Source organism: Sporosarcina sp. P18a (assembly GCF_002743135.1).
In the GTDB taxonomy this organism is placed as follows: Bacteria; Bacillota; Bacilli; order Bacillales_A; family Planococcaceae; genus Sporosarcina.
This window is the reverse complement of record NZ_PDYQ01000001.1, coordinates 1,103,891-1,121,252: the sequence shown is the minus strand read 5'-3', so window position 1 is coordinate 1,121,252 and position 17,362 is coordinate 1,103,891. Positions and strand designations below refer to the sequence as shown.

Sequence of the window (17,362 nt, the reverse complement as noted above, 5' to 3'; positions counted from 1 at the left end):
CCTATTTATGGCTCGATCATTGTCTTTTGTATATTTATTCGTTATACTCGCAATTAGTTATATAGGAGGGGCTTTATTATTCAGAGAGTGGCCGATCACGTCACTAGAGCAGGTCATTGGTTTATATGATCAACGTGTGGTGAAGGGATCTGAAGCGGCTTTGTGGTCGCCTGTTGTGGTGACATTGAGCTTTATTCTGTTAGCCATCATTCTGTCTAAATATAAAAGAGTCCGTTTTATCACTATGTTTCTCGGTGCAATTAAATGTGCTTTTTTTGGTCTGTCATCCACATATTTATTGTCGACAGGCTTAAAAATGGTATCCTATACGATTTGGTGGTTTCCATTTCAATTAATCAGCTGTTTGTTGTTTTTGATTTTATGTTCGGTGTTGAACCCGCCATTTTTCGCTACACCGGCCAGCAAGAAAGATCGTCCATTAACTGCTGTGCCTCCATTAATTGCATTATTATTAATCACTCAGATACTGGAACTATCGATCTTTCATTTTATTAAGTAATATCCACTACACACTATAATGAACTGAACCTTTCCTTTCTATTGTCATCTGGAACGACAGTTTGGTATAATGGAAACAATTTGAGGGGGGCGTCGTATGGAAAGCCGAATCGAACGAATCAAGAAGCAATTGCACGGGGCCAGCTACAAGTTGACGCCTCAGCGTGAAGCGACTGTAGCAGTTCTTCTGGAAAATGAAGAAGACCATTTAAGTGCAGAAGATGTATTTTTGCTAGTAAAAGAAAAAGCTCCAGATATTGGTCTGGCGACTGTATATCGTACATTAGAATTATTAACTGAACTAAAAGTTGTCGATAAAATTAATTTTGGCGATGGGGTAGCACGTTATGATTTACGTGAAGAAGGTGCTGCAAGGTTCCACCATCACTTAATTTGTCTGGAATGTGGAACGGTTGATGAAATTCAGGAAGATTTGCTCGGCGAAGTAGAAAAAGTCGTGGAAGGTCGATATGGTTTTACAGTCAAAGATCATTGGCTGACGTTCCATGGAATTTGTAAACGTTGTAAAACGAAAGACGAAGAGAAGGAACAAGAAGACAATGGGATGGCCTAAGCGCTGTCCTTTTTTACTTTTTACAAAAGAAAGGAGGAAAGTCTATGAAAGATGCGCAGTTTGCGTTAGAAGATTATGTGCACTTTTTAACAGTTGAAAGACAATTAGCCCAAAATACGGTGAAGTCGTATCAACGCGACCTGATAGCCTATATACGTTTCATCGCAAGTTTAAACTTAGAAACTGTTAATTCTATCGAACGCGCGATGGTTCTACAGTATTTGCAGAAGTTGAAAGATAGTGGTAAATCTAGTCGTACCCTTTCCCGGCACATTTCCTCCATTCGTTCATTCCATCAATTTTTAGTGAGAGAACAAATCACGACACATGATTGCACGATTCATATCGAATTGCCTAAAATCGAACAAAAGTTGCCGGATGTCCTCTCTGTACCCGAAATTGAACGATTGATCCAGGCCGTTGATGGCAATACTTCACAAGGTATGCGCGATATTGCATTGCTTGAATTGTTATATGGGACTGGAATGCGGGTAAGTGAATTGATAGCGATTGATTTGGCTGATCTTCATTTGACCATGGGTTTTGTGCGGGTGTTTGGAAAAGGTAGCAAAGAGCGAATAGTACCACTTGGACGTTCTGCAATCGATGCCTGTACGTTGTATTTAAATGAGGGGCGTCCTAAGTTCATCAGTGATACGGAAGCTTTGTTCCTCAACATGCATGGCAGACGACTGACGAGACAAGGCTGTTGGAAGATCTTGAAAGAAGCAGGAGTGAAAGCAGGAATTCAGAAAGTCATTTCACCGCATTTATTGCGTCACTCATTTGCCACACATTTGATCGAAAATGGGGCTGACTTGCGTGCTGTTCAGGAAATGCTCGGACATGCCGATATTTCCACAACGCAACTTTATACGCATGTCAGCAAAAAACGCTTGAAAGATGTCTACAGTCAATATCATCCTAGAGCGTAAACTACTATTACTGGAGGTTTTCATATGAAGAAATTTCGTTATAACCGTATTCATTTAATCGTACTTGACTCAGTAGGGATCGGTGAAGCACCTGATGCTGAAGCTTTTGGTGATGTTGGATCTAATACGCTTGGACATATCGGTGAAGAGATGAACGGACTAAAACTACCGAACTTGGAACGTCTCGGTCTTGCGAATATTGCACCGATTAAAGGACTTGCGCCTCAAAAAGAAGCGCAAGGATATTACACAAAAATGCAAGAAGCATCTGTCGGTAAAGATACGATGACAGGCCACTGGGAAATCATGGGCTTGCGTATCGATGATGCATTCAAAGTGTATCCGAATGGTTTTCCAAAAGAATTAATAGATGAATTGGAATTGAAAACGGGTAGAAAAGTTATCGGAAATAAACCGGCAAGCGGTACGGAAATTATTGAAGAACTAGGCGAAGAGCATATGAAGACGGGCGCTCTCATCGTTTACACGTCTGGTGACCCTGTACTGCAAATTGCAGCACATGAAGAAATTATTCCAATTGAAGAGCAATATCGGATTTGTGAAATCGCAAGAGAACTTACGTTGCAACCCGAATTTTTAGTAGGTCGCGTGATTGCGCGTCCGTTTATTGGGGAACCGGGTACATTCACACGAACTACAAATCGTCATGATTATGCATTGAAGCCATTTGGGAAAACGGTAATGAATGAATTGCAGGATAAAGGCTTTGACGTAATCGCCATCGGTAAAATTGCCGATATTTACAATGGTGAGGGCGTGACGGAAGCAGTCCGGACAACAGGAAACATGGACGGTGTAGATAAGCTAGTTTCGGTGATGGAAAAAGAGTTTGAAGGCCTCAGTTTCGTTAATCTCGTAGACTTTGATGCATTATATGGTCACCGTCGCGATCCGATTGGTTACGGTAAGGCACTTGAAGAATTTGATGCACGTTTGCCTGAAATTATCGATGCCATGCAACCAGACGATTTACTGATCATCACAGCAGACCACGGGAATGACCCGGTTCATGAAGGAACGGATCATACAAGAGAATATGTACCGTTACTCGTCTATTCCTCTTCAAATAAAGGAGCAGGGCAATTGCCCATCCGTAAAACGTTCTCTGACGTCGGAGCGACAATTGCCGAGAACTTCCAAGTAGAAATGCCTGAACATGGTGAGAGTTTCTTGTCTGCATTGGTGAAGGAGGACTAATTGTATGCTGCGCATGGTAGATATCATTGAAAACAAGCGAGACGGAAAAGAACTAACTAAAGAACAGATTGAGTTTTTTGTGACGGGTTATACAGATGGCTCAATCCCTGATTATCAGGCGAGTGCTTTCTTGATGGCCATTTACTTTAAGGGGATGACTACAGAAGAACAAGGCTATTTAACGATGGCCATGGCGGAGTCTGGTGATCAAATCGATTTATCTGCAATTGAAGGAGTGAAGGTAGACAAACACTCAACGGGCGGAGTAGGAGATACTACGACATTGATCTTAGCACCACTTGTCGCAGCGTGCGGTGTACCGGTTGCTAAAATGAGTGGTCGAGGACTAGGCCATACAGGTGGCACACTGGATAAGCTAGAAGCAATAGACGGCTTCCACGTAGAGATTTCAACGGAACAATTTATTCAACAGGTCAATGATTTGAAGATCGCTGTAATTGGCCAAAGTGGTAATTTGACGCCAGCTGATAAAAAACTATATGCGTTACGAGATGTCACAGCGACCGTCAATAGCATTCCGCTGATTGCAAGCTCTATCATGAGTAAAAAGCTAGCGGCGGGCGCAGATGCTATCGTATTAGACGTCAAGACAGGCGCGGGAGCTTTTATGAAAACAGTAGAAGAATCAAAACGACTGGCAGATGCCATGACTGCGATCGGAAATGAAGTGGGAAGAAACACAAGTGCTGTTATTTCTGATATGAGCCAACCACTAGGATTTGCTATAGGTAATGCACTTGAAGTAAGGGAAGCTATTGATACACTACAAGGAAAAGGTCCAGCCGATCTAACGGAGTTGTGTGTAGTTCTTGGTAGCAAGATGTTGCTTGCAGCGAACAAAGCAGAAACTGAAGAAGACGCACGCAAACAACTGCAGAACGTCGTAGAAAATGGTGACGCACTGCGCTTGTTCGGCGAGTTAATCAAAGCACAAGGCGGCAACGAAAAAATTATAGAGAATACCAATCTATTGCCGCAAGCACAGTATCAAATTGAAGTTCCGGCTAGTAAAAGTGGCTATGTATCCATGATCGATGCCGATGAAATAGGCGTAGCTGCCATGCTTCTTGGCGCCGGTCGTGCAACAAAAGAAGACGTCATAGATCTTGCGGTTGGGATTGTACTGCGCAAGAAAATAGGTGACTTTGTAGAAGTTGGGGAGACACTTGCTATTCTCCATGCAAACACGGAACAAGTGGATGACTCGATCAAATTACTGCAAACTCATATGCATATCACAAAGGAAAAAACTGAAGCACCACCGCTTATACATTCCTTATACTGAATAAAAGCCATGTGCCTGAAGCACACCAAGAAATTGGTTCTTCCAGGGCGCATGGCTTTTTTGTCGTTCATGTGTAAAAACAAATTCAACTGTACATACTCTTGTGTAGCTCGAGGTAGGAGCGTAGGAGAGGCTCGCTGTGAATTCAGTGCAAGGCTAACGGGTATCTTTAGCTAGCCAGTGAAGAATGTATATTCGTGTTATTCCAATTAAACGCGGCACTTCAGTTGCTAGTAAGTGAAAGACAGCGAGTGCATAGAAGAGATCTAACTGCTTCGCATTTTCTCCAAGATGCCGTTCTTTGTGACAGCGTTTTAGAGAGGTTAGCTTGAACGCTGTGAACCTATGGAAGGGTCCGCTTGGAACGTTGATTGATACTTACCGGCCCATTTAATTTCTGTCACAACGTAAGAAGTTTTAGGGACAGCTGACTAGTTTTGTCAAAACTAAAGGATGACCGTTCTAAATGTGCGACAATGCCTTCATGAAGGAGGCGTATCTACAAATGTCAACTATTACACAACTGGAAAATGGCATTGTCTTAATCACGCTAGCAGGAGAACTCGATAACCACGAAGCCAATCAAATTAGAGAAGAAGTATCTACCGCTATATTCACGGGAAAGACGCGTGCAATCATCTGGGACCTCTACCAACTAGGCTTCATGGACAGCGCAGGGATCGGACTTATTCTCGGAAGAATGCGCGATCTAGTTCCTGTTAACGGAGAAACGCTCATATTGAATCCATCTCCGACAATGCAGAAACTATTTCAATTTTCGGGTCTTGGTGATGTCGTCAGAATATGTACAGTCGAAGAAGCAATCGACGAAATCGGAGGGGTTGTACATGAAAAATGAAATGACCTTGTCGTTTCTAGCGATAGAACAAAATGAAGCACTTGCCAGAATGGCACTCACCTGTTTTATTGCACCATTGGATCCGACACTGGAAGAAATTTCGGAATTTAAAACAATTGTTTCGGAAGCTGTTACGAATGCTATTATCCACGGTTACGAATGCGATGGTAAAAGTATGGTGAAGATCCATGCGTCAATTGATGACCGCTCAGTTAAAATGACGGTCACAGATGAGGGAATGGGTATCTTTGACATTGAGCAAGCAATGGAGCCGATGTTTACGACCAAACCACAAATGGAGCGCTCCGGTATGGGCTTTACGATTATGGAAAGTTTCTCGGACGGTATCCGTGTAGATTCTACCCTTGGAAATGGGACAATCGTGACATTTGAGAAGAATTTTTCTCCGGTCACAGAAGTAAGTAGAATGAGGTGACGTATGGAAGCATCTGTTGAGAAGCAACACGCTCTATTGTCACAAGAAAAAATGCGAGAACTCATCAAAGAATCACAAGCGGGTGACAAAGAAGCTAGGCGAATGATGGTAGAAGGCAATACAAGACTTGTGTGGTCTATCGTTCAACGCTTTGCTTCGCGTGGTGCGGATTTAGAAGATTTATTTCAAATAGGCTGTATTGGCTTGATGAAATCAATAGATAAGTTCGATTTATCCTATGAGGTGAAGTTTTCAACGTATGCGGTACCGATGATTGTGGGAGAAATACAACGTTATTTACGTGATGATGGAATGGTGAAAGTAGGCCGTACCATTCGTGAGTTAAGTTATAAAATTCGTCATGCAACCGATGATTTCTTTAAGAAAAATGGACGTTCACCCTCCATTTCAGAAATGGCAGAAATATTAGAAGTAAAACAAGAAGATATTATCCTAGCCTCTGATGCGCTCCGTGATCCTGCCTCGTTGCATGAACAACTGTATGAGAGTGACGGAGATAGCCTGACGTTAATGGATCAACTGCGAGACGATAGATCAGAGAGGGTATTCGACCATATTCCGTTACGGGATGTCATTACTCGGTTGAATAAACGTGATCAGACGATCATTTATATGCGCTATTATTTAGATTACACACAAAGTGATATTGCGAAACGTATTGGAATATCACAAGTACAAGTATCACGGTTGGAAAAGAAAATTCTAGCTCAAATGAAAACATGGATGGGCGCAGATGCCGAAGAAGCGCTCGAGAAGGTGAGGAGACCGTAATTTGACCGATACACTATTTACGTCCATAAGAGAAGGGGAAAGGTGGTTCATCAACCAGTTTGGCAAAGACGAAACATATGATGCGACTAAACGGTTGATCCACCTATGGGATAAAGAAATACTTCTTCTGTATATGAACGGTTTAGTGGATGGTGAGGTCTTAACAACCTTAATGACAGAAATGCAGTATCGTAATGATTTATATAAAAGTGAAGATGTGGAAAACATTGACCGTGCAATGATGGATTATTTTCCGTATCATTCGGTGGAAATCGTCAAGGATGAAGATCAACTCGCAAAAGTTATTTTAAGTGGGTTAGCTGTATTCATTATGAAAGATGGTTTCACTTTCGCACTTGATGTGCGGTCATACCCAGGCAGAAATCCTGAAGAACCTGATACGGAAAAAGTCATACGAGGCTCAAGAGACGGTTTTACGGAAAACATCCTGACGAACACCGCATTAGTTCGAAGACGTTTACGTACAACGGAACTACGATTTGAAATGCATGAGACGTCCGTAAAAGGCAAAACGGACATTGCCATTGCCTTCATGAAAGGCGCCGCTAATGAAGGTCATTTAAATTTTGTGCGGGAGCGACTGGATGCATTGAAAACAGATGGCTTGACGATGACCGATAAATCACTCGAGGAATTTCTATTTAAACAAGGATTTCATCCGATGCCGTTCGTTCGGTATACGGAACGTGCGGATATATGTGCGGCGCATTTACTCGAAGGACATATTGCGATCATCGTGGATACGTCTCCTTCCGTCATTTTAGTACCTGTTACGCTTGTGCATCATCTGCAACATGCGGAAGAATATAGACAAGCGCCTTTGATCGGTACTTTCATCCGGATGGTACGCTTCATAGGGACATTTTTAAGTCTAGTGATGTTGCCGTTTTGGTATTTGATGTCAGTCGAAAATCAATTCGTTCCAGAAGCAATCAAGTATATCGGTCCGAATGAATGGGGAGAAGTTCCGTTATTTGTCCAATTGTTAATAGCTGATGTCGGTATAGAAGTGTTGCGGATGGCCGCAATCCATACACCTACACCGCTGTCGACCGCGATGGGACTCGTTGCTGCTATCGTCATTGGGCAAGTGGCGATTGACGTAGGCTTGTTCTCTTCGGAAGTGGTTTTATACGTGGCGGTCAGTGCTATTTTAACATTTGCCATTCCGTCATTTGAATTAAGTATTACGACAAAAGTGTTCAGGGTTTTCTTGTTAGTTTCCACAGCGTTACTAGGGGCCCCGGGCTTTTTCATAGCACTTGCTGTAATTTACTATTATTTATGTTCATTAAAACCGATGGATGTGCCATATTTGTGGCCGTTCACTCCATTCTTCCCGAAAGCTTTGTTGCGTGTGTTGATTCGTTTCCCTATGACAATCGACGATCCACGGCCGTTTATCACGGAATCGCCGAACCGTGATAGAATGTCATAGGACGATTTAGACATTCCGCATGTCGTTGCCACTTCCCGTCTTTTTGTGATAAAGTTATCTGAGAGAATTCGGGAGGGGTATGGGACATGCATCTTTATGGAACACAGGCAGTGAATGAAAACGGTCATCTGACAATCGGTGGAGTGGACGTTTCAGAACTGGCTACACAATACGGAACACCGGTTATGGTCTATGATACAGAGTTATTCAAAGAGCGTGCGCAGGCATTTAAAGAAACTTTTGAGAAAAAAGATATTAAAGCACAAGTTGCGTATGCGAGTAAAGCCTTTTCTTCAATCGCGATTTATCAACTGGCAGAACAGCAAGGATTGTCTCTTGATGTTGTTTCAGGTGGGGAATTGTATACGGCTGTAGCCGCAGGATTCCCACGTGAGCGGATTCATTTCCATGGCAATAATAAAAGCAGAGAAGAACTAGTATATGCATTTGAAGAGAAAATTGGATGCATCGTAGTCGACAATTTCTTAGAAATCGACATGATCAAAGAAATTGCGGACGAGCGAAAGCAAACAATGAATGTCTTAATCCGTGTAACACCAGGCATTGAAGCACATACGCACGACTATATTACGACAGGCCAGGAAGATTCAAAGTTTGGTTTTGATTTGAAAAATGGCCAAACGAATCAAGCATTCCTAGCTTTGCACGATCATCTATACATTCATTTTCTTGGCATGCATTGTCATATAGGCTCGCAGATTTTTGAGACCGATGCATTCAAATTCGCAGCAGAAGTGTTGATGGAAAGAATGGTTGAGTGGCGAAAAAATTATCAATTTATCTGTCCGGTCTTAAATCTGGGTGGAGGATTTGGTATTCGCTATACTGAAGAAGATACGCCGCTTGAGCCAGCTGTCTATGTAGAGGAAATGGCAGATGTAGTGAAAAAGATGGCAGAGGAATATGAATATCCAATTCCTGAAATTTGGATTGAACCCGGCCGCTCGCTTGTCGGAGATGCAGGAACGACCATTTATTCTGCTGGCAGCACGAAGGTTGTGCCGGGTGTCCGTACATACGTAGCAGTAGATGGCGGAATGTCTGATAATATTCGCCCGGCTTTATATGACGCGCACTATTCTAGTGCACTTGCGAACCGGATGAACGAACCACATGACCAGCAATGGACAGTTGCAGGAAAGTGCTGTGAGTCAGGTGATAAATTAATTGAAAAAGCCCATTTGCCCAAAGTGGAAACCGGTGATTTACTAGCTGTCTTTTGTACAGGGGCCTACACGTACTCCATGGCTAGCAATTATAACCGTTTGCCTCGACCTGCCGTTGTGTTTGTAGAAAATGGGCAACATCAATTAGTGGTGAGACGCGAAACGTATGAAGACATCATGAAGTTAGACCTTCCGTTGCAATTAGATGAGAAGGAGAGTTTCTGATGAAAAAGAAAAATGTCATTCTTTTCATTTCAATTGTTGCGATGGCAATAATTTGGGGAGTCATCTATTGGTATTTTGTTGTTCCTGTAATTGATCCGCGCTATAAATAATACGCGAGTTGAAGTAAACGGTGTAATGGTGTAAACTGTACAAAGGATTTCTGAAAAGAAGGGGTTACTATTGAATCTTATTCGTTTTAAGAAGGCACAAGAAAAAATTGCTATGGGCTTTTTATCTTATATCCCTAGTGAGAAGATGTTATGCAAATTGCAAGAGACTGTTCAGCAATATCTATGTGATGAACAGTGGCAGCTATTTCTATATAAAGAAGCAGAAGATTACATCGGATTAATAGGGGTAGAAGTCAACGACAATGACAAGATGTACACTGTTCAGCATATTTCCGTCAATCCATCTTTTCGGGGAGAAGGAATTGCCTCTAAGATGGTGAAGGAATTGCAGGAGATCTATCCAGGATACGGCTGTAAAAGTACGGACTTTACAGAGCCATTTATACAAAGTTGTTTAAGAAAAGAAGAAGGCGCAGATCTTTAACGGCTGCCCTTCTTCTTTTCTTCACGTTGTAAAAGAATATCTGACCTGTCTCGTTGCATATGCTTATGAATAACTGAAGCACTGTTTTTAGGTAGTAATACAATCTGTGGCTTGTATTTCTCTGCTTCAATTTCCAACTGTTGTGAGATTGGAAGTGGGAATGTATAGAAATCTTTACCCGATTCAATGCGTGTAAGGCAATGCTCTAGCTGCATGATAAGTTCGTCAATAGACACTTCTTCTAGATAGCTATCAAATTGTACAGGCATCTCGCGGAAACGTGTGATGGCTTTGTTTAAAGTACGCGAAGCACCTGCTGTATTTCCTCTGCGCCAATGATATAATCCAGTAGCCATAAGAATATAGCCTGTTAGCGGATGGTCTTTTGAAAAGTTCTCTTGTTCTTTCCAATATTCCTCCAGCACTTCATGGCACTCGAAATAATCTTGATTGTCATTGAAATACACAATAAACTGTAGAAAAAGAGGATGGTAGTAAGGGTGCATCCGAATCATTCCTTTCTGGTTAGGTAGGTTGGTGAAAATGAGTTATAGTGTAAAACTCGAAGTCTTCGAAGGACCGCTTGATCTGTTATTGCATTTGATCAATCGGCTCGAAATTGATATTTATGACATCCCCATGGCGGAGCTAACACAGCAGTACATAGAACATTTGCATGCCATGCGCGTTCTTCGATTGGATGAATTAAGTGAATACCTTGTTCTGGCAGCGACGTTGCTTGAAGTAAAAAGCAAAATGCTGTTGCCGGTCAATGAAGAAGAAGCGTTCATCGAAGAATTCGGTTATGAGGAAGACCCGCGTGAAGAATTGATTGCTCGATTAATGGAATATCGAAAGTTTAAAGAAGCGGCCAACTCTCTTCGTGAATCCGCAGCATATCGTGATGAGCATTTCACCAAGGAGCCTGAAGACTTAACGGATTATGGTGAACCGCTTGTAACCGAGACGGAAGATCAGCTAAATGTTTTTGACTTGATTGGTGCATTTCAGAAAATGCTACACAGAAAGAAACTCAAGCTGCCTCTTACAGCGAGTATAACAAAATCTGAACAATCTGTCGGGGATAAGATGTCATCGATCATGAGTAAGTTAGAACTATGTGGTGGAGAATGTGATTTCCATGCACTTTTTGAAACGACAACTGTACCTGAGCTCGTATTAACATTTTTATCATTGCTCGAACTAATGAAATTGCAAGAAGTGAAAGTACGACAAAGTAATAATTTTGAAGAATTACGAATCTCGTTGATCTGAAGGGATGATAGGAATGGACATCGAAACCCGTTTCATTGGGATGACGGAAAGTTTTTTATTCGTTGCAGGTGAAGAGGGGTTAACTCTTGCACAGTTAGCCACATTGTTAAAATGCGGAGAGCAAAAAGCAGAACAAGTACTGAATTTGTTACAAGAGGCATATGACGAAGATGACACACGTGGCATAACGTTAAAAAGTTATGGCGGAAGTTTCCGCTTAATGACGAAGAGTGAATGGGCAGATGACATCAAAAGAATGTTAGAAGATCCAAAACCGTCTACGTTTACACAAGCGGCACTCGAGGTGCTTGCCATCATTGCTTACAAGCAACCTGTAACGCGCGTAGAGATCGATGACTTACGTGGTGTAAAGTCTGAGCGTGCATTGTCTTCATTGGCAGGTAAAGGCTTCGTAGAGGAAGTAGGGCGCATGGATGGGCCTGGCCGGCCTATTTTATATGGTACGACAACTTTTTTCCTAGATCGTTTTGGACTGACATCGCTCGAAGATATGCCCCCGCTGTCACTTGACGAAGAACAGGAAACATCGGAGGAAACGGATTTATTCATGACAAAATTCCAAGAGGCATTTTCCATTACAGAAGAAGGAGGACATGATGCTTGAGAAAGATTTTGGTCATCGTTCTACTGATAGTTGGATTATTGATGAATCCCGTAAGTAGTCAGGCGGCAGGTTCGTCTTTTGCAGTGATAGATGGAGAGAATGGTAGGTTGTTGATGGGATCAAATGAACATGAACCACTACCCATCGCAAGTTTAACTAAAATGTGGACGGCTTATACTTTTTTGGAGTTAAAGCCCCATGAAGAAGAGACGGTCATTTCCTCAGATGCCGCAACGGCAGAAGGGTCATCTATTTATCTCGAAACGGGTCAAGTAATGAAGACGAAAGATCTGTTATACGGCCTCATGCTTCGTTCAGGTAATGATGCAGCGTCGGCACTGGCTGAACATGCAGGTGGCTCACTTGAAGGATTCGTCTATTTAATGAATGAATTGGCGCAAAGTCACGGATTGGAGCAGACGCATTTTATGAATCCGTCCGGTTTGCACGGTGAGCATCATCTGGCGTCTGCATATGACACGGCTAAAATGTTGTACTTTGCCATGAAGAATCCGGAATTCCGTAAAATAGCTTCAACAAAGAATTATCCTTTTGAAACGGAACATGGTAAAAACAGTTGGCAAAACAAACATCGCCTAGTGCTATCTGAACCTACTGCTGTTGCAGGCAAAACAGGTTTCACAAAAGCAGCGGGACGTACATTGGCTACTTATTTTGAAAAGGATGGAAAGTCTGTCATTGTCGTTACGCTAAATAATGGAGACGATTGGCAAGTCCATAAACAGTTATCTCAGCAAGTGTTTTCCGAATATCAATCGTATACAGCAGTGAAAAAAGGGAAGTATCAAGTATTTCCTCATATGACCGCAAAGTTAGATCAATCTGTTAAAGTACTTCTAACGAAAAAAGAGAAAAAAATGTTGTCCAATGTGTTACAGATTCCACAAGCAGATGAACAACAGAAAAAAGGCTATTGGTCTATTTATTTAGGTACAGAACCCATTAAGACGGTAGCGGTAGATATCGTGACCGAAAAGTGAATAGAAAACACACTATTTCGAAGATTGTCCTACACAGGTCAGTCTTCTTTTCATTTGCCCCAAAGTGTGACATAATTTTTTCAGTATGTAACATCAAGGAGGAACCCATGGAAAGATTACAAAAGGTATTGGCACAAGCCGGCGTAGCATCAAGAAGAAAGTCAGAAAAACTAATATTGGACGGTTTAGTTAAAGTGAATGGTAAAGTCATAACGGAACTAGGCACAAAAGTTAGCAGAATGGACACAATTGAAGTAGAAGGCGTTCAACTGACAAAAGAAACACCTGTCTATTATCTACTTTATAAACCACGCGGTTATATCTCGACTGTAGATGATGAAAAAGGTCGTAAAACTGTAATGGATCTAATACCTGAAGTCAGCCAGAGAATATTCCCGGTTGGTAGACTGGACTATGATACATCAGGCGTATTGCTGATGACGAACGATGGAGATTTCTCGTATTTAATGACTCATCCAAAATTCGAAATTAAAAAGAAATATGTGGCTAAAGTAAAAGGAATCCCTTCTCGTGATGATCTTAAGAAGTTGGAGACGGGAATTGAACTAGAAGACGGTAGTACTGCTCCTGCGCGTGTGAAAATGACGAGCTCAGATAAAAAAACGAATTCTGCGATTGTCGAGATCACAATCCATGAAGGGCGTAACCGTCAAGTCCGAAGAATGTTCGATGCAATTAATTGTCCTGTGCAAAAATTAAAGCGTGAAGAGTTTGCTAACTTGACAACTCGCGGATTGAATGCCGGAGAAGCGCGTGAACTAACAAGGCATGAATTGAAACAACTACGCGTGTTAGCAGAAACAGGGAAGATCGGCTAAGAAAGTGTCAAAAGTTCACAAACCTATCACTAGTGCCGGACCAACTGATTTTATGTTTTGCTATAATAGCAGTTGGAATATAAATTAGACAGGAGGTTACATGATTGGCCAAAAATAAAAAGACTGTCAGGCTAATTAGCAGAACAGCCCTTCTATTAATTTTAGCTGCGATTATGATCTACGCAATTACTTCAAAAGATAAAGTAAAAGTCTTGGCGGAAGGAGATACAGCGCCTGATTTCGAGCTTATAGATTTAGAAGGAAATAAACATCAGTTGTCGGATTACAAAGGACAAGGCGTATTCCTGAACTTCTGGGGCACATGGTGTCCACCTTGTAAAAAGGAAATGCCTCACATGGAGGATCTCTATAAAGAATTTGAAGCGAAGGGTGTACATATCCTGACTGTCAACGTAGGAGAACCGAAAGTGAAAATTGAACTTTTTAGAGACGACATGGACCTTTCATTCCCGATGTTATGGGATAAGAACAAAACCGTTATGGATTTGTATAATATCAAACCATTACCTACAACTTTCCTCATCAATTCAGAAGGAAAGATTACGAAAGTCATTAAACAGGGAATGACAGAGCAACAAATTTACGAGTATTTAGAAAGCATTCAACCAAAGTAAGGAGATTGTTACTCAATGAGCAAAATCAAATGCCAATGCGGGCATGAAAATCCTTATGGTACAGAGCTTTGTGAGAAGTGTGGTCGTCCCTTATCTGAAAAAGCAAAGAAAAGTGATATTGTAGATATGCGCTACGAGGGATCTTCTAGGAGATCCCAAACCTATAAGAGTTCCATTATCGATAAAATTTGGAACTTCTTCTCCAGTGTGAAGATTGGCGTCAGTATTATTGCAGCGGTATTAATCGCGTCAGCAATTGGAACCATCTTTCCGCAGAAGTTCTATGTACCTGCCACTACGCCGGAAGGCTATTTGGAATACTATGAGCGTCTGTATGGTACGGTAGGAAAGCTTTATTATGAGCTAGGATTTTATGATATGTATAATAGCTGGTGGTTTAAAGTCCTAGTCGGTATGCTTGCAACGTCTATTATCATCGCAAGTATTGACCGTGTGGTTCCGCTTTATAAATCACTTAAAAAGCAACGTACACGGCGTCATCCTTCCTTTATGAAGCGTCAACGGATTTTCGGGGAAGGCGATGTCCGAAATACGAAAGAATCCCTTGCAAAAGCAGAAGAGAAACTAAAAGCAATGCGATACAATGTGAAGACAGAAAATGGTGCAATTTTAGCTGAAAAAAATCGTTTTTCACGCTGGGGCCCATATGTTAACCACGTCGGATTAATTATTTTCATTTCGGGTGTTTTGCTTAGAGGAATTCCGGGTTTTTATGTTGACGAAGCGATGTGGCTTCGTGAAGGAGAAACACGTAATATCGTTGGAGCACCGGGTTATGTACTTGAAAATAAAAAGTTCACGTTAGAGAATTATACAAAAGAAGAAGCAGCGGAAGTATTCGGTGAGGCGTTGGATAAAAACGGTATGATTGCTAAATCGTATACAACAGATGTTACTTTGTATAAACAAGATGAGGGAGCACTACCTGGTAGTGAAAGCCTTAAAAAAGTGAAAGATTACGCTATCAATGTCAACAAACCATTGAAGTTTGATGGATACAATGTTTTCCAGATGGATTATAAACTGGACGAGCTTAAAAACATGACATTTCATTTGGTGAATAAATCTTCTGAAGAATCTCTGGGAGAATTCACGGTAAATTTAAGTGATCCGGCGAAAGTATATGATCTTGGAAATGGATCTACTGTCAATATGCTCGGTTTTTATCCGGATTATGATGGAATTAAAGACGGGGAACCCTATTCAAAGTCACCTGTTCCAAATAATCCAGCATTCATTTTTCAAATGAACACACCGGATAAGCCAGAAGGTGAAAAGAGTTTCGTTGCAATTCGTCAAACGCTAGAAGTAGAAGAGAACGACTATGCGATTAAGTTTGCAGCTGCAGAGACTCGAAACATTTCCGGTTTAACAATTCGCAAAGATAAAACTTTATATATCCTCTTACTCGGTGGTCTAGTATTTATGATTGGTGTTATTCAAGGTATGTACTGGCAACACCGCAGAGTATGGATCCAAGAAGATACAGAAGGACATCTATTGATTGCTGCACATACGAATAAAAACTGGTTCTCATTGCGTAAAGAGCTGGATACATTACGAGAAACAGCAGACTTGCCTGCTTATATAGATCGTCAGGATCCTGAGTTGGACAAGCCAGAACAGGAAGGGGACGAGGAAATATGGACTTAGTTACCATTAGTAGTAACTTATTATTTGTTTCATTTGTTGCTTATTTAGTAGCGACGCTCTTTTTTGGGGGCGCTATAAAAAAGTCGAAATCAGAAAAAGCTTATCATAATAGTAAGTGGGGAACGATCGGTTTAGTTATTACTATCATCGGGTTCCTTTCTCACTTGGGCTATTTCTTTACAAGATGGGCTGCATCAGGTCATGCACCACTTAGTAATATGTTCGAGTTTACAACTGCGTTCGGCATGATGCTCGTAGGGGCATTCATCATGTTATATATTATTTACCGAACACCATCACTTGGATTATTTGCGTTGCCCGTTGCGATTATTATTATTTCATATGCAACGATGTTCCCAACGGAAGTCACCCCACTAATTCCCGCACTTCAAAGTAAATGGTTGTTCATTCACGTAATTACGACGGTTATTGGTGAATCGATCCTGGCGATCAGTGCGATAGCGGGTCTTGTATTCTTAGTGAAGAATATCGATATGACAAAAAAATCTAAATCACGCTTTTGGATAGAAGCGGTTATGTATACGTTAGTTCTAGTTCTTGGTTTTGTTGTATCTTCAACGACTTTCAACGTCATGAACTATGAAGCAGAATTCACGTATATTGATAAAGATGAGGCACCAGCGGAAATTACGTATCACATACCTCCATTATTCGGAATGAATGAGTATGAAGCTATGACACCGGAGAAAATGACACCTTGGGTTGAATTGCCTCCGATTATCAATGCACAAAAACTGTCTTCTCTTGTTTGGTCTATAGCTGTAGGGTCAGTGCTTTACGTATTATTACGCCTAATTGCACGCAAGCCTCTTGCCGCGGTATTCCAACCGTTAGCGAAGAAGGCGAATTCTCAACTGATGGATGAAATTGGCTATCGTGCTGTATTGATTGGTTTTCCAGTCTTTACGCTCGGTGCGTTGATATTCGCCATGATTTGGGCACATGAAGCCTGGTCACGATTCTGGGGTTGGGATCCGAAAGAAGTGTGGGCACTCATTACATGGTTGTTCTATGCTGCATTCCTTCACTTGCGTTTATCAAAAGGTTGGGAAGGTAAAAAGTCTGCATGGCTTGCTGTCATCGGATTTGTTATCATCATGTTCAACTTAATTGCTGTAAATTTAATTATTGCAGGTTTACACTCATACGCATAATCTTCGACTGCATGACATTCATTGTCATGCAGTCTTTTTATTTCTTTTTATAGGTCAGTAATTGTACAATGGT

The 17,362-nt window shown here is 41.5% G+C and carries 19 protein-coding genes; 18 read left to right on the top strand and 1 reads right to left on the bottom strand.

The annotated features are described in order from the left end of the window. Nucleotides 1–7 precede the first annotated feature (7 nt). From CSV75_RS05740 to CSV75_RS05690, 11 genes are all read left to right on the top strand, one after another. Nucleotides 8–520: a hypothetical protein gene (locus CSV75_RS05740; protein ID WP_099675063.1), complete on the top strand. Its 513-nt coding sequence runs from the start codon at nt 8–10 to the stop codon at nt 518–520. Between the two features lie 96 nt (nt 521–616). Beyond that, nucleotides 617–1,093, top strand: a complete 477-nt coding sequence (gene fur, locus CSV75_RS05735) for a ferric iron uptake transcriptional regulator (RefSeq protein ID WP_099631523.1) — start codon at nt 617–619, stop codon at nt 1,091–1,093. A gap of 44 nt (nt 1,094–1,137) precedes the next feature. After that, nucleotides 1,138–2,028, top strand: a complete 891-nt coding sequence (xerD, locus tag CSV75_RS05730) for a site-specific tyrosine recombinase XerD (RefSeq protein ID WP_099675062.1) — start codon at nt 1,138–1,140, stop codon at nt 2,026–2,028. Nucleotides 2,029–2,052: 24 nt separating this feature from the next. Then, nucleotides 2,053–3,246, top strand: coding sequence for a phosphopentomutase (deoB, locus tag CSV75_RS05725; RefSeq protein ID WP_099675061.1), 1,194 nt, complete (start codon nt 2,053–2,055; stop codon nt 3,244–3,246). A gap of 7 nt (nt 3,247–3,253) precedes the next feature. Beyond that, nucleotides 3,254–4,552 carry a pyrimidine-nucleoside phosphorylase gene (locus CSV75_RS05720; RefSeq protein ID WP_099675342.1) on the top strand — a complete coding sequence of 433 codons (1,299 nt, stop codon included), beginning with the start codon at nt 3,254–3,256 and terminating at the stop codon, nt 4,550–4,552. 505 nt (nt 4,553–5,057) lie between these two features. Continuing rightward, a complete protein-coding gene (locus CSV75_RS05715) occupies nt 5,058–5,411 on the top strand; it encodes an STAS domain-containing protein (RefSeq protein ID WP_233189525.1) in 354 nt (117 codons plus the stop codon). Beyond that, on the top strand, nt 5,401–5,847 hold the full coding sequence (gene spoIIAB / locus CSV75_RS05710) for an anti-sigma F factor (protein ID WP_099631527.1): 447 nt from the start codon (nt 5,401–5,403) through the stop codon (nt 5,845–5,847). Before CSV75_RS05715 ends, spoIIAB begins: the two co-directional genes overlap by 11 nt. A gap of 3 nt (nt 5,848–5,850) precedes the next feature. Further along, nucleotides 5,851–6,639: a SigF/SigG family RNA polymerase sporulation sigma factor gene (locus CSV75_RS05705; RefSeq protein ID WP_099631528.1), complete on the top strand. Its 789-nt coding sequence runs from the start codon at nt 5,851–5,853 to the stop codon at nt 6,637–6,639. 1 nt (nt 6,640) lies between these two features. Continuing rightward, nucleotides 6,641–8,098 (top strand): spore germination protein, encoded by a 1,458-nt coding sequence (locus CSV75_RS05700; RefSeq protein ID WP_099675059.1) that lies wholly within the window; start codon nt 6,641–6,643, stop codon nt 8,096–8,098. An 86-nt stretch (nt 8,099–8,184) separates the two neighbouring features. Then, nucleotides 8,185–9,510, top strand: a complete 1,326-nt coding sequence (gene lysA, locus CSV75_RS05695; RefSeq protein ID WP_099675058.1) for a diaminopimelate decarboxylase — start codon at nt 8,185–8,187, stop codon at nt 9,508–9,510. Nucleotides 9,511–9,690: 180 nt separating this feature from the next. Then, nucleotides 9,691–10,065: a GNAT family N-acetyltransferase gene (locus tag CSV75_RS05690; RefSeq protein ID WP_099675057.1), complete on the top strand. Its 375-nt coding sequence runs from the start codon at nt 9,691–9,693 to the stop codon at nt 10,063–10,065. On the opposite strand, the gene CSV75_RS05685 is transcribed toward CSV75_RS05690, so the two are convergent. Further along, nucleotides 10,062–10,571 (bottom strand): DUF309 domain-containing protein, encoded by a 510-nt coding sequence (locus CSV75_RS05685; protein ID WP_099675056.1) that lies wholly within the window; start codon nt 10,569–10,571, stop codon nt 10,062–10,064. The genes CSV75_RS05690 and CSV75_RS05685 overlap by 4 nt on opposite strands. 37 nt (nt 10,572–10,608) lie before the next feature. Between CSV75_RS05685 and CSV75_RS05680 the strand changes: the two genes are divergently transcribed. From CSV75_RS05680 to ccsB, 7 genes are all read left to right on the top strand, one after another. Further along, the gene (locus tag CSV75_RS05680; RefSeq protein WP_099631532.1) at nt 10,609–11,340 is read left to right on the top strand and encodes a segregation/condensation protein A; all 732 of its coding nucleotides are present in this window, start codon (nt 10,609–10,611) and stop codon (nt 11,338–11,340) included. A gap of 13 nt (nt 11,341–11,353) precedes the next feature. Then, on the top strand, nt 11,354–11,965 hold the full coding sequence (gene scpB, locus CSV75_RS05675) for an SMC-Scp complex subunit ScpB (protein ID WP_369802714.1): 612 nt from the start codon (nt 11,354–11,356) through the stop codon (nt 11,963–11,965). Then, nucleotides 11,962–12,966: a D-alanyl-D-alanine carboxypeptidase family protein gene (locus CSV75_RS05670; RefSeq protein ID WP_233191592.1), complete on the top strand. Its 1,005-nt coding sequence runs from the start codon at nt 11,962–11,964 to the stop codon at nt 12,964–12,966. Before scpB ends, CSV75_RS05670 begins: the two co-directional genes overlap by 4 nt. Nucleotides 12,967–13,073: 107 nt before the next feature. Next, entirely contained in the window at nt 13,074–13,805 is a 732-nt protein-coding gene (locus CSV75_RS05665; RefSeq protein WP_099636002.1) for a pseudouridine synthase, read from the top strand. A 173-nt stretch (nt 13,806–13,978) separates the two neighbouring features. Further along, nucleotides 13,979–14,440: a thiol-disulfide oxidoreductase ResA gene (gene resA / locus CSV75_RS05660; protein WP_233191617.1), complete on the top strand. Its 462-nt coding sequence runs from the start codon at nt 13,979–13,981 to the stop codon at nt 14,438–14,440. A 15-nt stretch (nt 14,441–14,455) separates the two neighbouring features. Then, the gene (resB, locus tag CSV75_RS05655; protein ID WP_099675054.1) at nt 14,456–16,114 is read left to right on the top strand and encodes a cytochrome c biogenesis protein ResB; all 1,659 of its coding nucleotides are present in this window, start codon (nt 14,456–14,458) and stop codon (nt 16,112–16,114) included. Then, complete coding sequence (gene ccsB / locus CSV75_RS05650; protein ID WP_099631537.1) at nt 16,105–17,289, top strand: c-type cytochrome biogenesis protein CcsB; 1,185 nt, start codon at nt 16,105–16,107, stop codon at nt 17,287–17,289. The genes resB and ccsB overlap by 10 nt, the downstream gene beginning before the upstream one ends. Nucleotides 17,290–17,362 lie beyond the last annotated feature (73 nt).